General features: G+C 31.6%; 14 protein-coding genes. 12 read left to right on the top strand and 2 right to left on the bottom strand.

Annotated features, from left to right (window positions below; genetic code table 4):
* Positions 1-24: 24 nt before the first annotated feature.
* On the top strand, positions 25-1146 hold the full coding sequence (gene metK, locus P690_RS0101790) for a methionine adenosyltransferase (RefSeq protein ID WP_027122087.1): 1122 nt from the start codon (positions 25-27) through the stop codon (positions 1144-1146).
* 33 nt (positions 1147-1179) lie between these two features.
* On the opposite strand, the gene P690_RS0101785 is transcribed toward metK, so the two are convergent.
* Entirely contained in the window at positions 1180-2319 is a 1140-nt protein-coding gene (locus P690_RS0101785) for a hypothetical protein (RefSeq protein ID WP_027122086.1), read from the bottom strand.
* A 59-nt stretch (positions 2320-2378) separates the two neighbouring features.
* Between P690_RS0101785 and P690_RS03960 the strand changes: the two genes are divergently transcribed.
* The 8 genes from P690_RS03960 (at position 2379) to P690_RS03955 (ending at position 12420) form a co-directional block, all read left to right on the top strand.
* Positions 2379-3194, top strand: a complete 816-nt coding sequence (locus tag P690_RS03960; protein ID WP_051420959.1) for a GntR family transcriptional regulator — start codon at positions 2379-2381, stop codon at positions 3192-3194.
* A gap of 52 nt (positions 3195-3246) precedes the next feature.
* The gene (trxB, locus tag P690_RS0101775) at positions 3247-4188 is read left to right on the top strand and encodes a thioredoxin-disulfide reductase (RefSeq protein ID WP_027122085.1); all 942 of its coding nucleotides are present in this window, start codon (positions 3247-3249) and stop codon (positions 4186-4188) included.
* Positions 4189-5076 (top strand): DNA-binding protein WhiA, encoded by an 888-nt coding sequence (gene whiA / locus P690_RS0101770; protein ID WP_027122084.1) that lies wholly within the window; start codon positions 4189-4191, stop codon positions 5074-5076.
* Between the two features lie 44 nt (positions 5077-5120).
* Complete coding sequence (gene secG / locus P690_RS0101765; protein ID WP_027122083.1) at positions 5121-5354, top strand: preprotein translocase subunit SecG; 234 nt, start codon at positions 5121-5123, stop codon at positions 5352-5354.
* 29 nt (positions 5355-5383) lie between these two features.
* Positions 5384-7558 carry a ribonuclease R gene (gene rnr, locus P690_RS0101760; RefSeq protein ID WP_027122082.1) on the top strand — a complete coding sequence of 725 codons (2175 nt, stop codon included), beginning with the start codon at positions 5384-5386 and terminating at the stop codon, positions 7556-7558.
* A 19-nt stretch (positions 7559-7577) separates the two neighbouring features.
* Positions 7578-8210: a diadenylate cyclase CdaM gene (gene cdaM, locus P690_RS0101755; protein WP_027122081.1), complete on the top strand. Its 633-nt coding sequence runs from the start codon at positions 7578-7580 to the stop codon at positions 8208-8210.
* A 236-nt stretch (positions 8211-8446) separates the two neighbouring features.
* Positions 8447-10282, top strand: a complete 1836-nt coding sequence (locus P690_RS0101750; protein ID WP_027122080.1) for an FIVAR domain-containing protein — start codon at positions 8447-8449, stop codon at positions 10280-10282.
* Between the two features lie 389 nt (positions 10283-10671).
* Positions 10672-12420, top strand: coding sequence for a hypothetical protein (locus P690_RS03955; RefSeq protein WP_245576664.1), 1749 nt, complete (start codon positions 10672-10674; stop codon positions 12418-12420).
* Between the two features lie 205 nt (positions 12421-12625).
* Here the strand turns inward: P690_RS03955 and P690_RS0101740 are convergent, their stop codons facing one another.
* Positions 12626-13741 carry an SLAC1 family transporter gene (locus P690_RS0101740; RefSeq protein WP_027122079.1) on the bottom strand — a complete coding sequence of 372 codons (1116 nt, stop codon included), beginning with the start codon at positions 13739-13741 and terminating at the stop codon, positions 12626-12628.
* Between the two features lie 150 nt (positions 13742-13891).
* On the opposite strand from P690_RS0101740, the gene P690_RS0101735 reads away from it, so the two are divergent.
* The 3 genes from P690_RS0101735 to P690_RS0101725 all read left to right on the top strand — a co-directional run bounded on the left by P690_RS0101735 (position 13892) and on the right by P690_RS0101725 (position 16229).
* On the top strand, positions 13892-15229 hold the full coding sequence (locus tag P690_RS0101735) for a leucyl aminopeptidase (protein WP_027122078.1): 1338 nt from the start codon (positions 13892-13894) through the stop codon (positions 15227-15229).
* Positions 15230-15250: 21 nt separating this feature from the next.
* Complete coding sequence (locus P690_RS0101730) at positions 15251-15526, top strand: hypothetical protein (RefSeq protein WP_027122077.1); 276 nt, start codon at positions 15251-15253, stop codon at positions 15524-15526.
* A 100-nt stretch (positions 15527-15626) separates the two neighbouring features.
* Positions 15627-16229 (top strand): MPN565 family protein, encoded by a 603-nt coding sequence (locus tag P690_RS0101725; RefSeq protein ID WP_027122076.1) that lies wholly within the window; start codon positions 15627-15629, stop codon positions 16227-16229.
* Positions 16230-16247: the final 18 nt, after the last annotated feature.

Below are 16247 nucleotides of genomic sequence, written 5' to 3'. Positions count from 1 at the left end.
AAACTAAACCATAACAGAAAAGGTGTGTTTACTGCTGAAAGTGTTGGTAGTGCACATCCTGATAAGATCTGTGACCAGATTGCTGATGCAATCTTGGATGAATGTCTAAAACAAGATGAAAACAGCCGTGTTGCTTGTGAAGTAATGGCGTGCAACCACCTGATTATTATTGCGGGTGAAATTAGCACCAAAGCGGTTGTTGATTATGTAGCTACAGCTTGAAAAGTTGTTAACCAATTTGGTTATGATCGTAACGATTTTACGATCATTGCTAATATTAACCAACAATCAAATGATATTGCTCAATCGGTCGATCAAAAAAACCAAAAGATTGGTGCAGGTGATCAAGGAATCACTGTTGGTTATGCTTGTGATGAAACCAAAGAACAGATGCCTTTAGCGGTAATGATGGCACACGATCTTGTTCGATTAGCTAAAGAATTAATTGATAATAAAACTTTCAATCATGCTAAATATGATATGAAAGCTCAGGTGAGCTTGAATTATTTAGATGATAATCAAGTTGAACTTAAAACAATCTTGATGTCAATCCAACATGAAGAGAATGTTGATCTAAGTGTGTTTAAACTTTTTGTTAAAAAGTTTATTATGGATGAGATTGCTACTAAATATGGTTTTAATAAAAACTATGAAGCGCTAATTAATCCATCAGGAATCTTTGTAAGCGGAGGGCCAACCGCTGATACTGGTCTGACTGGTAGAAAACTACTAGTCGATAGCTTTGGAATCTATGCTCATCATGGAGGTGGTGCTTATAGTGGTAAGGATTACACTAAGGTTGATCGTTCTGGAGCTTATTATGCACGATGAATTGCTAAACATATTGTAAAGGCTAAATTAGCTACACAATGTGAAGTAACCATTTCATGAGCAATCGGGTTACCTAAACCGCTTGATATCGTTGTTAATTGTTTTAACACTAACACTGTTGATATGATGATCATCAATCAGGTTGTGAAAAAAATTTTTAATCACGATTTAGCAACGATCATTGAACTGTTAAAACTGAAAAAAACCAGCTATGCTGGTTTAGCAGTTTATGGTCATTTTGGTAAATCAGAAAAACATTACCGTTTTGAAGACACGATCTATCTTGACGAGATCTTAAAGATGGTTAAGAAATAATGAAAATTCCCTAGAAAACTAGGGAATTTTTTATTACACATCATCTAAGCTAATTTCTTTGGTTTGATTTTTGTTAGAAGGTTTAGTTGGTGGTGGATTTATTTTCTTATTTTTAGCAATAGATTTAATCATTCCACTAATCTTATCAGTTTGGTTATAACGTTGATCGCCAACGATGCTTAGTAAAATCTTAAGTAGTTGTTTTTCAAATTTCGTATCATATTCAAATTGATCACCAGCCAAACCGGTTGATAGATTGCTTAATTCCAGTTCGCCAAATAAGTAGGTGTTATTTAAATGCGTTGAGTTACCAAACAAAAATTCGGGACGGTAACGCTCATAAACGTTAATTCCTTTGATTAGCTTGTTATTGTTGTACAGATATATTCCGGCTTTTTTAAAATCAGGATCGTGTAAAATTCCCAAATAACCCTTTAAATAGATCTTTTGTTCATTTCATTCGATCACTTTATTCACGATTAATCGTGATGAACCGTTTTTAAGTTTTGCTAGGGTTGGTTTTTTAGTTTTATTTAGCGGTTTAGCTTTATTAAGAGTTGTTAATTTATTTAAAGGGTTTGTTGAAAGATCAAAAAAGTCTTGATCTTTTTTATATAAGATATAGATCTTTAGTTTATTAGTATTAATAAACTTTTGATAAATTAATTTTAAACGATTAGCAATTACTTTTAATTCATCAATTTCATAAGGTTTTTTTAATTTTTTAATTCGAATAAAAGTTCCATTAGCAAAACTAGTGCGATTGTAATATTCCCCGCGTTGAGTTTGTTTTAAATTATTAAAAATCAATTGATCGTTTTGCTTAGTTAGCGTAAAGTAGTATCCAACTTCTTCAACAGCACTTTGATTGAAAAATTCAAATTGATCGGCTAATTTAATTAAAGATCGAAAATACCCATGGTATTGTTCATTATCACCTTGGAAAAAATTACTTAAAACAATCAATTCGTCATAACTAAAACCATTACTATTATCAAAGATTAATAGCTCATTAAGATTTTGATCATAGATCAAGAAAAAGGTTAGTTGTCGGTTTGTTTTATGAAAATTGATATGATTTGTCAGCGCTAAATCAATAATATTACAAAAAACATAACCACTATCATAGTGGAGTTGTTCAACTAATTTAATCCATTGTGATAAAGGATTCATAAACTGTATAAAAAATTTTAAATTATTTTATAATCTAGGCCGTAAATGTCAATAAAATTATGTACAATACTGTTTTACTATATATCTACTTAAAGATTCAATCAAAGCAGTGACTACCTAATAAACGAATTCCATCAGAACGCCAACTATCAATCAAGTTTGGTCTTTCACGCAACTTGATTCGTAAGGTATTCTCAGTTTTGTGTAATTATAATGTCCTAGACAATAATACAAAACCAGGGTATTTCGTTCATAAAGATTATAAAACAGGGTTTTTTATTAATTTCTTAGATTTTGATAAAGTCACAAATTTTGAGCACTCAGAATTGTATCGCACACCTTTTAGTTTGTTCGATATCAATATGTTCAAGGATTTATCTAATAAAGATGATTTCCTATCGTCGGCTTTCCCTAAAGTAGATCAAGTGGTATATTTCGATCAAAAGAAAGAACCAGTTTTTGTTAACCAAGTTTTATTAAATCGCAAGTTATTGGTATATCATAATACGAACTCGATGTCGTTCCAAGACTTTGTGATGTTTGCTGAAAATGGTCAACCAGTAGTAAGACATAAACAAATTACAATGGTGTGTACTGACATTGGACCTGTAAAAGATTTCATTAAACCAAATATGTTAAACAAAACATATTTGGTAACGTATTCAATTTACTTTAATATTGAAAATGAAATCTTAGCCCTATCTAAAATCTTCCATTTAGTTCCTGATTCTAAGATCACAAGTTTAGATGTGAAGTTAGAGTTTCATGATTACCAATCACGGATCGAATCGAAGATAAAAAGCGATGCCACAGCTAAACGTGGTCGCAAACCAAATAAAGTCGAAAATAATCAAACAAGCCCTGAAGATTTCTAATCAAAAATCTTCAAGGTTTTTTTTAAAAACTAATTAAAAAAGATAAAAAATTATGTCATACCGAGTTGATGGAAAAAATGATCTATTTGATCTAGTAATTGTAGGAAGTGGACCAGCTGGAATTTCAGCAGCGATTTATGCTAAACGCGCAAATATTAATGTTTGTGTTGTTGAAGGTTCAGCACCAGGTGGAAAGATTTTAAAAACAGGGTTTATTGATAATTATCCTGGTTTTGCTTCAATCAAAGGACCAGATTTAGCCGTTAATATGTTTAACCAACTAAACAGTTTAGACGTGCCAATCTTTTATTCAAAAGTAAGTGGGATTGATAAACAAGAAAACTATTTCTTTACTTATTTAGATAACAAGACATTATTATCTAAAGCAGTAATTGTAGCAACAGGAACACTTGAACGTAAATTAGGTTTACAACATGAAGCTAAGTTTGAAACCAAAGGAATTTCATATTGTGCAATCTGTGATGGTCCATTATATAAGAACCGTGATGTTGCGGTTGTTGGTGGTGGGAATGCTGCTGTTGAAGAATCTTTATACTTATCAGGGATTTGTAATAAAGTTTATTTAATTCACCGTAGAGATGAATTTAGAGCTGATAGTTATGCTGTAAATAAACTAAAAGAAAAGAAGAACGTTCATTTCTTATTGTCTAGTGTAGTTGATGGTTATTTAGGTGATCAAACATTAAAAGGAGTTAGGGTTAAAAACTTAAAAAACAACGAATCAACCGACCTTAATATTGACTGTTTATTCCCTTATATTGGTGCAATTCCCAACACTAGTTTTTTAAAGCCCTTTAACATCTTAAATGAAGAAGGATATGTATTAGTTGATGCTAACCAAAAAACTAGTGTTGATGGGTTATATGCTGCTGGAGATTGTGTTAATAAAAAGATTAGACAAATTTCAACAGCAATTTCAGACGGAACGATCGCTGCTTTAGCGGTTAATGATTTCTTCAAATTACAAAAATAGATGATCACCTTTAGTCAAGAGGTTAAAAGTGAGATTTGTGATCAAACATTAGACCAAACTAACGCAAAGTATTTCTTAAACGGGGTCATCTTTGATAAGTTACAACTTACTAGCGATGATCATCAAAGTTATATTTCTCAGCACCCAAAAACGATCATCTTTTTAAAAAAGATTTTAATCTTACTTAATCAAGAGTTAAAAAACGAAATCAAACACACCCACCGAATCAACCAGTTAAAAAAGCACGAATATGAACTGATCTTTAAATTAGATCCAACACTATTAAGTTTAGGTAAAAGCGAATTAAACGAACAACAATTACGCGCTTTTTTTGGTGGATTGTTTTTGAGTGTGGGTAATTTATCTACTTTTGATGCAAAAGATCATCACCTTGAATTGATCTTTAGTTATGAACATAAAGCGTTATTAATTAACGATTTATTAATGCAAAGTGGGTTTAATAATTTTAAGTTAATTACCCGTAAAAATAAGTACATTTTATACCTAAAAAAGACTCAAGAGATCATTGATTTTTTGGCTTTTATTAACGCGTTTAGTTGCATGTTTAAATATGAAGATAACAATCTTAAACGCAAAATGGTTAGAAAAATTCAACTATCAAATAATCTTGATATTGTTAATCTCACTAAAACGATTGATCTAAATAACAAGCTAATTCCAATGATTGAAGCAATCGTTAATACTGTTGAATTTAACGATCAAAAACCGTTATTTAAAAGTTATTGTTATACCAAACTTAATAACCCTTCAGCTTCATTAGCTGAATTAAGTGAGCTATTAATCAAACAAGGTCATCAGATTACAAGAACAGGTCTGGGACATTACAACAAAAAAATCCGGACACTATATAAACAATTAAAAAATTAAATTATTATAATTACTTATCCTAATAAAGAAATATTAATTACGATATGAATCCAATTGAAATAACATTTTTTGTACTAGCAATCGTTTCGCTATTAGTCGGACTAGGACTATCTAACTCTGGAACAACTGGAGGGTTAGCATCATTATCTGGACAAGATCTAGAGATCTTTAAAAAGACCAAAGACCGTGGAATTATTAAGATCTTGCAGATCGTAATGTTTATCTTAATGTTGTTATTCTTAATCCTAGGATTAATTTATCATTTCGTAATTAAATAGCTTTTGATTGTTTTAAGGAATATGCTGATATGAACAACCAAACTAAACAAAAGATCATTAATGATATCTTACAAATTGTAAGATTAGAAGACAAAAAACCAATTCCACCTGGGATCATTGTTAAAAAACTTGATAATAAGTACACTAAAACAGCAATCTATCGCGAGATCGATTTAATGTTAGCTAATGGCGCTTTGAAAAAATTAGCCAACAACAAAGTTGTTTTAGGTTATCAGAATTCAGCACCTGATTTAAATAAAATCATGGTTGGAAGATTAGCGATTGGTACTAATGGTAACGGGTTCATTAAATTAGAAGATGAAGAGTTATCAAAATACTACGTACACAACACTAATTTAAATAACGCCTTAAACAATGATTTAGTTGAGTTCGCCCCATTAAGTGTGCAAAATGACTGATACAAGCATGATCTAACTGATGCTTGCATTCTGAAAGTTTTACAACGATCTAGAACTAGATATGTGGGTACTTATGAAGATACTGGTGATGAATATTTAGTATTACCTGATGATCCTAAATTAATTTATAAGGTTGTTTTAGACAAGCATTACTTAGAACTAAAAGAACACGATCGCATCATGTTTGAGATCGTTGAGATTAACCAGGGTGTAATTAAAGCATCTTTAGTTAAAAAGATCGGATCTAAAGAAGATCTAGGAATTGATATTGATGCGATCGCATACAATCACTTGATTGAACCATCATTTAGTAAGGATGTAATTGAAGAAGCTAAAAGCTTGAAGTACGAACTGGATGATCATCAAAAAGCAATTCGTAAAGATCTTAGAGATCTAACTTTTATTACGATAGATCCAACAACAGCGCTTGATCTTGATGATGCGATCTACGTAAAAAAGATCGATCATGATAATTACAACCTAAAGGTTGCGATCGCTGATGTTTGTCACTACGTTAAGTTTGATGGACCTATGGATCGTAGTGCTAGATCTAAAGCAACTTCAGTTTATTTAGCGAATAAGGTAATTCCGATGTTACCTGAAGAGCTATCAAACGACTTATGTTCGCTTAATGAAGGTGTTGATAAGTTCGTATTAGTTGGTGATTTAATGATTGATGGTACTGGTAAGATTATGCAATATGAATATTACCCAGCAATCATTAACTCACACAAGCGTTTTAGCTATGAACAAGTTAATGAATATTTCACAGCTAAAAGTGATTTAACAGATGTTGATCCAAAAATTCGTCAGATGTTAGATGAAGCTAGAGTCTTAGCTAAGATCTTAAGACGCATGAAGGTCAAAAGAGGTTACCTACAATTTGATATAGATGAAACCGCAATCGAACTTGATAAGCACTTTGAACCAATTAATATCGTAAAAAAACCTCATGGTGAAGCGCAAGAGATGATTGAAGACTTCATGGTGGCTGCTAATGAAGCCGTGTGTTTATTTGCGAGCAAATACAACCTTGATTTTATCTACCGTGTACACCCTAAACCAGCAGTGCACAAACTTAATAGTTTTGCTAACTGAGCAAGAGCGCTTGAGTTTGAAATCTTTGGTGATTTAAATGCTATTAAATCAACCGATATTCAAAAGTGATTAAGTCACAACTCTGAACATAAACAGATTAAATTAATTAACAAGTTATTATTACGCTCAATGAATAAGGCGTACTATTCAGTTGAAAATACTCGCCACTTTTCATTAGCGTCAAAACATTATACCCACTTTACTTCACCAATCAGAAGATATGCTGATAATATCGTTCACCGCATTCTTTGAATGTTTGTTTTTGATAAACAAGCATACACTGATATGCAAAGAAATGAATTAAGAACTCATTTAGTTGAATGATGTGAATTAATTAACAAACAAGAATTAGTTGCAGTTGATTGTGAACGTGATGTGAATTCATTCTTATACGTGAAGTATATGAATAATTTCCTAGGGCAATGATATAACAACGTAACGATCAATGCGATTACTAACTTTGGAATGTTTGTTGAACTAGATAATGGTATTGAAGGTTTAGTAAGACTAAACAACATTAACGGGGATTATTACCGTTATGACCCAAATACTGATACATTAATCGGACGTAACAGTAATAAAAAATACCGAATTGGACAAACAGTTGATGTTAAATTATTATCAGCTGACAAACGCTTAAAGCGTATTGATTTTGCCATCCATGAAGATAACAAACCGCGATCATAATCTGATAGAACAATAATTAATGCCAAACTCAACATTACTGATCTTAATCTTAATAGCTTTTTTAGTGATAATGGTTGTAAGTATCATTCAATTTATTATCTTTGTATTTTCAAAAAAAGCTGAAAAAGAATCGTTTTTTAATTTCTTTAAAAAGATTTTTAAGAAAAAATATGATCAGAGATCGATTAACGATTTTTATGATAATTTAAGTAGTTCCCTACTTAAATTATCAGCTGATAAGATCGGTGGAATCATCGCGATTGAGCGTGAAGATAACTTAGATTATTACATTAATGTTGGTTATAAGATTATGGGAGATTTTTCGCCCGAGTTTATCATCTCGGTGTTTTATAACAAAAATTCTCCGCTACATGATGGTGGGATTATTATTCGTGATATGAAGATGGTATCGATCTCAAGTTATTTTCCGATGACTCGTCAGTTACTAGACGTATCATATGGAGCTCGTCACCGTGCTGGGGTTGGATTGAGTGAGAAGACCGATGCAATCGTTTTCATTGTTAGTGAAACTAATGGAAAGATATCTGTTGCGCAAAAAGGCAGGATCAAACGATTATCAAATAACCCAGAAAGGTTATTTGACGAAATCATCAAATTATTAGATGATAAAAAACCTCGCGATAGTTTTTAATTAGCTAATCTAATAGATTTTTTAAATAAATTTATTTAGCTAAAAAAAGAAAATAATTATTTAAATAATTATAATAGTAGCGAGAAGCATAGGTTTAGATATATCTATTTTGATATATGAATATAGCTTATAATTCGATCAACAAAAGAAAAAACTTAGTACATTTCTGAATTTTATTTGTTAGAAATAAAAGATTTAATGCATTTCTATAAAATCTATTGATTAGATAATTAAGAATGAAAAAGAAAAGTTTATTTAAAATAGTAAGCCTTGTTGGGTTAGGGTCGTTTGCTGGACTAGCTCCTGCTAGTTGTAGTGCACTTGTTCGTTCAGTTAACCAATCTGGAACGTTTGATACTAAACCATCTGAACCAAACAACAATGAGAATGGTAGTGGTAATGGCGCTGTTGTTAACCCTTCTCAACCAAATGAAACGACAACTCCTACTCAACCAGTAATTCTACTTCAACCAGGTTCTGCTACATCAGTAAGCCAAGCTAAAAGTCAGTTATCAGGATTATTAGGTAATCAACAAGCAACCACTTTAGGTATGTATGATGATTACAAAACGATCCAATCAACTTTACAAAAAGCTTATGATGATGCTAATGCAGTTTATTCTAAACCAAGTGCGACGGTAAAAGAATTAACAGATGCTACAGTAGCTTTACAAAATGCGATCAGTCAAGCGCAAGCACAGAAGAGTAGCTTTAACCAAACTAACGCTAATTTATTAGCTGCATTTAATCAAATTAAACAATCGTTACAATTACTTCAAGGTATTAATACTTCATTAACTCAAACTCAATACAGCGCAATTAAGTCTCACGTTAATGATTTATCCCAACAAGCTACAGCATTTGTTAAACTAGGTTTACAAGCTGATAATGGCTTACCTATTAATTTAGCTAACGTAACTTCTATTAGTAGCCAAATTACAGAAGTAACATCAAAACTTGCTGAATGAAAACAAACTGCTGATAGTTTTGCTAACTTCCAAAAGTTTGCATTAGTAAAAACTAATTTTTCTGGCGGAACTGCAACTACTCAACCTTCAAACTTTGGTTTCTCAGCTTTCTCAGTACCATATAATGCATCATACAAATACGGTAAGAGAGTAGTTAGAAGTGGTGACGGAAATACAACTGCTGCAGCTGCTGGTGATTTAACTGACGTTGCTTGGATTTATAATTTTGATAGTGCAACCACTGATGCATATACATTCACATTTAATTACTATGGACCATCAAATGCTTGATTGTACTTCCCATTCAAACTTGCAAACACAACAACTGGTAGAGTTTCATTTGCATATCAATTAAATGATAGAAACGCTGCAATTGAACGTACAGTTAAAATTAACGCTCCAACAGTTGATAGTATCCAAGTAGCCAAAGTTCCATTAGATGATTTAAAATTTGGTCAAAACAAAATTTCATTTAGTGCTGTAAGCGAAGCTACTGCTCCAATGGTAGGTAACTTCTTCATTAGTTCATCTAATAACAATGATGATGCTGTTTATAACGCAATCTTTGGTAATAGTTATTCAGAAGATATGAATTCTGTTTCAGTTGATTTCCTATCAGGTTATGGATTAGCTAATAACAGCGAAACAATGATTAGACAATTGACTGCAGGTATTGATGGTGCTACAGGAACAAGTAAATACAACATCATTGGTTGATTAGGTGGAACAGTTAATAGTTCGGCAATTGTTAAACCAACTAATGGAGACAAGAGAAGCTACACCTTCTATGTAAATGCTCCAAAAGATGGTTCTTACACTATTAGCGGATACACTTACTCATTGGCTACTCGTGATTTAGTATTTAGAACATTACCATTCCCTACAGGTGCACAGGCATCTACAACAGTTACAATTTCTAACATTACTGCTAGTGCAACAAACTCAAGCATCAAAGTTAAGAAATTTGATACGAAATCAATGAGTAGTACAACTAATGCACTAACCCTTCAAAAAGGTCTAAACAGAATTGTTGTTACTGGTGGAACAGCTGATAGCGGAAACGCTCCTAACGTAGGTAACTTAACATTCACATTTAAGGCTTAATGATTCTTTAATAACTCCATAATTAAAATAACTAACTTAGCAAAAAAAACAAGTTATTAAAATTAATCATTATTCCCAAATCAGATCAGAATTTTTAATCAGAAAATTCTGATCTTTTATTTATTCCTCATTACAGACAACTGATAAAAAATTTTAAAAATTTATAAATAAAAAATAATTTTAATTAAGATTGTGAGATAAAAATTTCACCAAATAAATTATTAATATCTCATTGATGTTAACTTTTAAAGTAATTAAACGTAGTAATCGATATCAACACGAATATTGATTTAGATTACGGTTGAATTTAACCATATATGCTGATTAAAGATAAATGATGAAAAGGAATTTATTAAAGGTGATTAGCCTATTAGAGATCGGATCTATCCTTGGTTTGAGCTTATCTAGTTGCGAAGCGCTTCAAAAAAATAATTGAAAAGCCGCCAACAACTAGTGTTCTCAACACAAAGAATGATGAACAACTTAAAAATCAGCTCAATATTTTAATTTCTAGCCAATCTACAACTGTTCAATTGTATGAAGATTACCGAATAATCCGCAACACTTTAAATGATGCGTATGAAGCTGCTAAAGCAGTAATGGATAATCCTGATTCGACTTCAATGCAGATTGAAGAAGCGATAAATACACTGCGTGAAGCGATTAATAAAGCCAGTGCTGATAAAACCGAATTTGATAACAATCACTCAGTATTAGTAGCAGCATATAATAGATTAAAAGCTGAAATGCAAAGTGCTAGTTTAATTATCTCATCATTAAATGATGATTGCTACAGCGCAATTAAAGCTAATATCGCACCGATATATGACCAAGGTAAAGTAATTATTGCTAATACTTTACAATCTGTTAATGAGTTTGAAAGTGCTGTAATTAATAATATTCAAAGCATTACTAATAGCATCTCTAAATTAGCAAATGAAAAACAAAAAGCTGATGACTTTTTAGGATTCAAGCGTTTTGATGTACTGTCACAAAATTTTGTTGTGACATTTGCTAAAGATCAACCATCACCACAACAATATAGTGCTGTTGGTTATAGTGTTGATAATAGTAGCGGATCATTTAGATTTGCATCTAGAAAAATTTGAATTAATCCAAACACTAATACGAATATAGAACCTAACGCAATCGTTAATAATTCAAGTGCAATAAGTAGGATTGGCTGAATTTATAGTTTAGCACCATCAGAACGAACAGATTCAAGATATGAATTTAGCTTTGATTACTTTGGACCACCTGTAGGTTATTTATACTTCCCATATAAATCAATTGATCAATTTCATAACAGAGTATTTTTTGATTACCGCTTAAATGGTGGTGATGGAGCTGATCAAAGTGCAAGTGCTCGAATAAGAATTCCTACTACAGTCGTTGATCGAATTACCGTTGCTAGATTACCATTAACTAAATTAAGATTTGGAACTAACACGATATCAATTAGAACTGTAAACAATGAACCGATTCCGCTGATTGGTAATATGTATGTTTCATCTGCTCCTCATACTGATCCAACGGTTTGGGATAAGATCTACAACGATATCTTTGGTAATACCATATCTCCTGATAATCCTAGTGTTATCAAAGTTAATCTTCTAAAAGGTTATGGTCTTGCTAACAGTTCATCGATCGTTTTTAGACAATTTTATTCAAGCAATAACAACTTAACATTGGATGGTGTAGTGCAGAAACAACCGCAATATCTAATTGGTAATTTAGGTGGTAGTGATACTGCTACTGATTCACAAGAAGGAAATATCCGCGCAACAAGTCCAACAACTAGAAATTACATTTTCTATGTAAATGCCTTGAGAGCGGGTTCATATCACATTTCAGGAATCTATAACTCTGGCGAAGCTCGTAGTCTAGAATTTAGAACAAACACTGGTAATACGTTATTACAAACTTCAGGTGCTGTAAGAATTACCAATCTAATATCAAAACAAAATGATTGAACTAATACGTTAAAAACTTTTGATACTGCTGAATCAGCAACCACAGTAATGGGATCTAACCGAACCTTAAAACTAACTAGAGGATTAAACAAGATTATTGTTTCAGCAATTGACAATCAACTTGCACCTAACTTGGGAAATCTAACTTTCACTTTAGCTTCTTAAAAATAAAACTTAAACATTTATATTAGTCAAATAGTAAAACAAGGATGATCGCTAACCCCATAGGATAAAACCTAGACAAAATATAAAACAAAGCTTAACAACCATCCACTTAAAGATATGTAAAAAAGACAAAAAAATTAGAAAAAATTAACAGATAATTTTTTCTAATTTTCACATATAAATCTTATTTATCTTATCTTTGTTTCTAAACCATACCACTGGTATGAACTTTGGTTTCGTATTCAAATCACGATTTGAATTTAATAAACGTTTTAATCGTTAAGAATAGAATAAGTAAACTTACAAGAGTAATTAAAGATATCGCAATCGTTAATAAAATGTAATAAAGACTATTAGGTACACCAACTTGATTAATTGTATCTAAGAATGCTCTTGCATTAATTGTGCCAGTGAATGTAAAAGCGGTTCAACCAAAACCGAAGTTACGCATTACCAACATTTTGATTGCGGCTAAAAAATAAATAAATAATCCAATCATTGAAAAGAATAAGAACAGATAGATCATGACATTAAATGCCGTAACCGAAAAGTTAATTAATAATGCTTGTTGTTTGATTATCGGATCAAAGATCTTTAAAAATCCCACTAATAATAAGTTGGCTGGAGAAGCCATAATCGCCATTGTGCTAATATCTTCTTTATTAGCATAACCCTTAAAGAATAGCTTGTATCCAAATAAGAAGAACGTTCCAATAAACAAGAATGCGCAGATTAATCAAAGCACTTGATAATAAGCTAAGTAATAGTCGTTTTTAACCCCTAGATTGGGATAAAAGCTACAATAGATTCCCAAACCAACTAAAGGTATATTTCATGAGGTGTATACCTCATCTTTTTCTAGATCATGTTTTGCTAACACCACGTTAATGAAATAAATTAAACACAAAACATGACACAGCGTTGCAAACACAACAATAATATTGATAATGACACTAAAAGCGAAGTTGGCATTAAAATAATTGACATTCAGATACCCTAAGAAATTACCGAATAAGCCTAATGCCATAAAAAATGGAAAGACTAACCCAGTCTGGTTAGGGGTTCGTAAAAACCCAACAAATTGTTTTTTATTAACCACATATTTGATTGCGGTTATAACTCCAAATAAAAGTGATAATAGCGCCAACATAAATAGAACTACTAAGGTTGGTGTTTTATAACTTTCATTGTTATTACTTATTAATTTGAAGTGGGTAAGTAATGCTTCTCAGCTAAAGCCAAGACCAATCGTTCCTAATGAAAGTCCGCTCAAAGCTAAAGGAACTTGTTCGAACTTTTTGCTAATCAGTTTTTTTGACATCTTGTTAATCGTTGTTTTTATTGAAATTAATTATCATTAATGTCAACTTACGTTTTTTAAATGTTAAAATTCTTAATAAAATATAGTTATATTTTAATTTAAATTAAATAATCACACGTTGATTAATTTAATTTGATAGAAAGACGAGAAATGCAAAAAAGTTCAAAAAAAACCCAATCTTCTTCAAAGAAGTTGTTATTAATCCAAGCAAAAGTAAATAATAAATTAAAAGATTACACTTTTAAAACTGAAGATGGCATCGTGCTATTTGAATTTACTTCTCACTACGATGGAGTAAATTTATACAAGAAGCTAGTTGAAATGTTCAGCGCTCAAAAAGACAAAGTTGAAGTTGATTTTGATAGCTTCTTAACATCTACTAGTGCTGATAAAGAAAATGTTGCATTATTAGTTGCTTGTGCGATTGAATATGCAAGCGTAATTCCGTTTACAAGAAAAACTAAACCAGATACTAAGCCAAGCTTTGTAGTTAAAGTTTCAAAAGAGTTCAAACCAATTTATGAAGCTGCTAAAAACGTAGCTGAAGCTATGACTTTATCAAGAAGACTGCAAGACACTCCTTCTGATGTTTTATACCCAGAAAGTTTTGTTGATATTTTCAAAGCTGAATTCAAAGACCTTAAATCTGTAAAAGTTTCAGTATACAACAACGAACAAGTTAAAAAGATGGGTCTTAACCTTCTATACGGAGTTAACAAAGGTTCTGATAAAGAATGTCGTTTCTTAGTTGTTGAATACTTAAACAACAAATCATCTAAAGAAAAATTTGCTTACGTTGGTAAGGGTATTACTTATGACTCAGGTGGTATGAACCTTAAAACTGGTCCTCACATGAGACATATGAAATATGATATGTCAGGTGCAGCGATCGTGATGTCAACTGTTTTAGCGCTAGCTAAAAACAAAGTTAAAACTAATGTTGTAGCATTAGCTCCATTAACTGAAAACTCAATCGGTCCAAAAGCGCAACGTCCAGATGATATCGTAGTAGCTTACAACAAGAAAACTGTCGAAATTGATAACACTGATGCTGAAGGTAGATTAGTGTTAGCTGATGCAATTTCATATGCTGCATTAGATATTAAAGCAACAAGAATTTATGACGTTGCAACATTAACTGGATTAATGAGTTACATTCTAGGTAAAACTTACACTGGAGTGTTCTCAACATCTGATAAGTTCTGAAAAGAATTTGAAGAAAACGCATTTACAGCTGGTGAAGCGGTTTGAAGATTACCAATGCACAATGACTACTTAGAGATGCTAAAAACTCCATTAGCTGATATTGTTAACTCAACTAATGGGCCTCATGCTGGTTCATCAAGAGCTGCAATGTTCTTAAACGAATTTGCTGAAGGTGTTGATCTAGTTCACTGTGATATTGCTGGAACTGGTTCTAACCAAGCTGGTCTTGGTTTATCACCAATGCTACGTGCATTATACTTACAAGCAAAAAACCAAAAGTAATTAGATTTATTTAGATAAGCAATGGCAAAAGAGTATATCGAGCATACCAATCAACCTGATCTTGATGAGGTTAAACAAAGCCACACCAAATTAATTCAAGAACAAGAACAACTACAAATCGATCCTAAAGCAGATAACCGCAATGAGGTTTATGAATACCAAAGTAGTTCTAAACTTGATAAGTTACCACAATGAACAAAGATTATGATCGTTGTTTTTTTAATCTTGTTATGTGTGGGCGCAATTGTTGGTGCTGTGTTTGCTGTAATGGCTGCACGCGAGACGCTCTTTAAATAAAGCTATAATAAACTTAATCAATCAGCAATTTGCTGATTGATTTTTTTAATTCAATCTAGATAGTTTAATAGCTTATTTTTATATAATTAGAACGTAATTTATGGATTATTTCAAAAGCTCGCAATACAAAAAAACCAAGCCATGGATCACAACGCTTTTCATCTTGATTTTTGTGGTGGTTTATTATGTGTTGATCTGAGTTTTATTGGGTGAGTTTAATCTTTTAAAACTTAACTGATTACTTGGTGAAGGGGTGATTGTTACCAGCGATCAGATGATTAACCAACAGAACTTTAATTTACTGATCTTAGCATTTATCATTCCTCCTTTAGGTTTTTATTTGATAATAATCTTATTGATTAAATACGTTCTTAAGCAAACCGGTTATGATCTAATTCCATTAACTTATAGTTTTAGTATAGCAATGATTACGATCATTCTTTCAGGGCTTTTTAAGTTTGCTAACCAGGGATTAATCATCTTTGGTCGGATCGTGCTTGTAATCGCTGTTTTTTGTATTAGTTTTTTTCTGTTGGTATTCATTACCAACAGAATTATGATCAGATTTGATTTTAGAAATGATTATGTTTATCTAAATGATCTTCTTGAAGAAAAAAAGAATAAAAACAAACGCAGTGAACAGATTAAACAACTAAAAAAACCTGAAAAACAAACTATAACAATTTCTGATGAGAATAAATAATTTATAAAGATATAGAAT

Origin of the sequence: Mycoplasma imitans ATCC 51306, assembly GCF_000518305.1 — a bacterium.
GTDB lineage: Bacteria > Bacillota_I > Bacilli_A > Mycoplasmatales > Mycoplasmoidaceae > Mycoplasmoides > Mycoplasmoides imitans.
The sequence above is the reverse complement of the archived record's forward strand: the minus strand, read 5'-3'. Positions and strand labels throughout refer to the sequence as shown.